General features: G+C 69.2%; 3 protein-coding genes and 1 pseudogene. 1 reads left to right on the top strand and 3 read right to left on the bottom strand.

Features of this window, described 5'->3' with window-relative positions; translation table 11 throughout:
* On the top strand, window positions 1–264 hold a 264-nt coding region (locus VFJ21_12910), incomplete at its 5' end, for a hypothetical protein (protein HET7408019.1).
* A gap of 57 nt (window positions 265–321) precedes the next feature.
* On the opposite strand, the pseudogene VFJ21_12905 reads toward VFJ21_12910, so the two are convergent.
* The 3 genes and pseudogenes from VFJ21_12905 to VFJ21_12895 all read right to left on the bottom strand — a co-directional run.
* Window positions 322–696 (bottom strand): annotated as a pseudogene (locus tag VFJ21_12905) (hypothetical protein).
* 33 nt (window positions 697–729) lie between these two features.
* Window positions 730–1,452 carry a DUF433 domain-containing protein gene (locus VFJ21_12900; GenBank protein ID HET7408018.1) on the bottom strand — a complete coding sequence of 241 codons (723 nt, stop codon included), beginning with the start codon at window positions 1,450–1,452 and terminating at the stop codon, window positions 730–732.
* 83 nt (window positions 1,453–1,535) lie between these two features.
* On the bottom strand, window positions 1,536–2,813 hold a 1,278-nt coding region (locus VFJ21_12895), incomplete at its 5' end, for an AAA family ATPase (GenBank protein ID HET7408017.1).

Raw genomic sequence — 2,813 nt, 5'->3', positions numbered from 1 at the left:
GGCGACGGGATCAAGCCGGCAGCGACCGTCGCCAAGATCGCCGAACGGCTCGCCACTCAACTGGCAACGTCGCGGCACCCGGCCGCCCCGGCAACGTGGAACGCTGGAGTCGCGTTCGCACGGAGGTGGGCGGACTTGGGCAACGGCCACAACGTTGTGCTGGCGCCGAGCGGACCGGGGTGCACGGTGGGCGTCGCGGTGGAGCCTTACGACGACAGGCTCGACGTCGGTGAGCAACTGATCAGGCTGTGGCGAACGGCCTGAGGCCGAACCGCAGGCTCCGGCCACTGGGCGAGATCTCGGGACGGGCCATGACCCGGGTCAGAGCTCGGCCGGCCGCACGGCGGTCTTGGACACGATCCAGATCCCCGGGCTGTCGCTGGAGGCTGCGCGCCAGATGGCGGCCCGGTGCTTGATGAGGTACTCAGCCATGACGGCCGAGGTGAGGTTGCCCGAGGAGATGCAGAAGGCACGGACGCCCGCCTTGATCAGGGCTTCGCGCTCGGAGGTCGTCCGTCGGATCCGAGTGTCCTTCATGAGAACCGGCCAGCCATGTTCGCCAGCGACGGTCAGCCAATCGACGTCGTCGACACCCTGCCCCGTCTTCTCGCCGTAGTGCTCGGCGAGGGTGGTCAGTTCCCATCCGTATTCACGCAGCAGGCGTGGAACCTCGATCCGTCCCAAGCTTCGGTCGACGAAGAACTGAGGCCGACTCCACGCATCGCTCCGTCAGCTCTTGTCGACTCGGATGGCGTCTTCCACCTCGGTCACACTGAGACCGAACTCCGCCGCCACGGTGGCCGCGGATTCACCGGCATAGAACAGGCCCAGCACGTCTTCGACCCGTGCCCCGCCATGTTTGAAGGTCGGCTGGCCGAAGCCGCGGCGGATATCGGCGACGACCTCGGCTTGGGCGTAGCCGGGCAGCGGAATGGCGACCGCATAGCCGTCAGCTCCCCAGGTGATTCGCTTGAGGTACTCCCGCACGACCTCAGCGAAGACTCCCTGGCCGTCGCGCACGACGACCAGGTCACGTCGTGAGGTGGGCTCGGCGTCCTCGACCTCTTGCGTGTAGTCGTACAGAACCTCCACGCCGTCGGTGTAGAGCCGCTGCGATGCCAGCGCATTGTGGATGCCGAACTCCTGCTCCAGTCGATCAAGCGCTGGACGGATCCTTTGGAGCGGAACTCCAGCCTTGCGGATTGCAGAGAGGGCGTACCCCTCGGCTAGTCCGACGAACGGGATGGCCGGACCGCGCTGACCTGCGGCACCAAGGGCGGTGATGACTGGCGCCCCCCGGACGATCCGCTTGCTGTCGCGCATCTCGTAGCCGCGCGCCCAGGTCCGGAACGTGCCGTCGTTCACGTCTAGGTACCGGGCAGCCTCGGCGAGCGTGTACAGAGGGGCTTCGAACTTGTCGACGGCGGACCGTTCGACGGCAAGTGCAGTCACGACGAGCTCCTCTCGTGGGCGGGCGGGTATGTCAATCATGCCGCAGAGGGCCGACGGCAGCTCGGACGTCTGCCCTGGGGTGCCTACAAGCCGAGGCCCGGGCCGCTGGTCGACACAGCGGGCGGCCGAAAGGGGAGGTCCGGCTCCGGGCGCCTCCGAGGTGCCGACGTCTGCCGGGTGTAGCGCGCCTGCATCGGCCCGTACCGCTCGATCGCCTCGACCGCAGCCTCGCGTGCGTGGGCCGGCCCGAGGTCGGCACGGTCCCGGCCGAACACGTCGCACCACTGCTTGCGCGCATCCTCGACGGATTCGGCGACGAGGTGCCCGACGTTTCGCTCGCGGCCGCGTGTCATCCCGACGTACGCCGACGCGGCTCCGCTGTGCTCGCCGACCAACACATGGCTCTCGGCGACCGTGGCGCCCTGCGCGCCGTAGGCCGTCGTGGCGTAGGCCAGCTCAACATGGCGCCGCACGTAGTCGTGCGGAAGCACCCGCGTCCCCGCCTCGCCCTTCACGGTGAGCGCGCCACGATCACACGAGACGACGGTCCACAACTCGCGGTTCGCGACGTCGGCATCGCGGTCGTTGCGCCGGGTCGCGATGGTGTCGCCGACGCCGAGCCGTTCACCTGCCGCGGTCAGCACCTGCTCGTCGACCTCACCGGCCGCGTTGCGGATCCGGTGCGCGAAGGCGTTGATCCGGCCCACCTGCTCGCGGGTGTCGGCGACGACGAGCTTGCCGACGCTGGCTTCAGCGGCGAGCCGTCGGGTCCGCTCGACGTCGCTTCCGTGGATGACGATCTCGCCGCGGGCGAGGAGTTCATCGAACACCTCGCCAGGCGCGGTGCCCGTCCGCATCCGCACCGAAAGCTCGGCATAGCGGGGGTCCTTGAAGCGGCGTACGCCGTCGAGCTGTTGCACCCGATCGGGTGCGTACCTGATCGCCAGATCCAGGACCCCGCCACGGCCGACGGCCGGGAGTTGATGGCGGTCGCCGACCAGCATCACGAGCGCCTGGGTCTCGTCGGCCAGGCGGAGTAGCGCGCGGGCAGTGTCCTGGTCGACCATGCCCGCCTCGTCGACGACGAGCAGGTCGCCTCGACGTAGTCGGGCGCTGACGTCGGGCGCGGAGTCGACTCGACTCCACCGACCGTCCTCGTCCCAGCGGAAGCCGTGCTGGTGGAGCAGCCAGGCTGCGGAGTACGACGCCGCGCCGATTGCGCCCTCTGCGACCTGGGCCGCCTTGAGAGTCGGTGTCACCACGACCATCAGACGCCCGGCCGCGACCGCTCGCTCGCGGGTTGCCGCGAGACGGGCAGTCTTGCCAGCCCCGGCCGCGCCCTCGATCACGGTGATCGTCTT

This window comes from Mycobacteriales bacterium, assembly GCA_035690485.1.
GTDB lineage: Bacteria > Actinomycetota > Actinomycetes > JAFAQI01 > DASSKL01 > DASSKL01.
The sequence above is the reverse complement of the archived record's forward strand: the minus strand, read 5'-3'. Positions and strand labels throughout refer to the sequence as shown.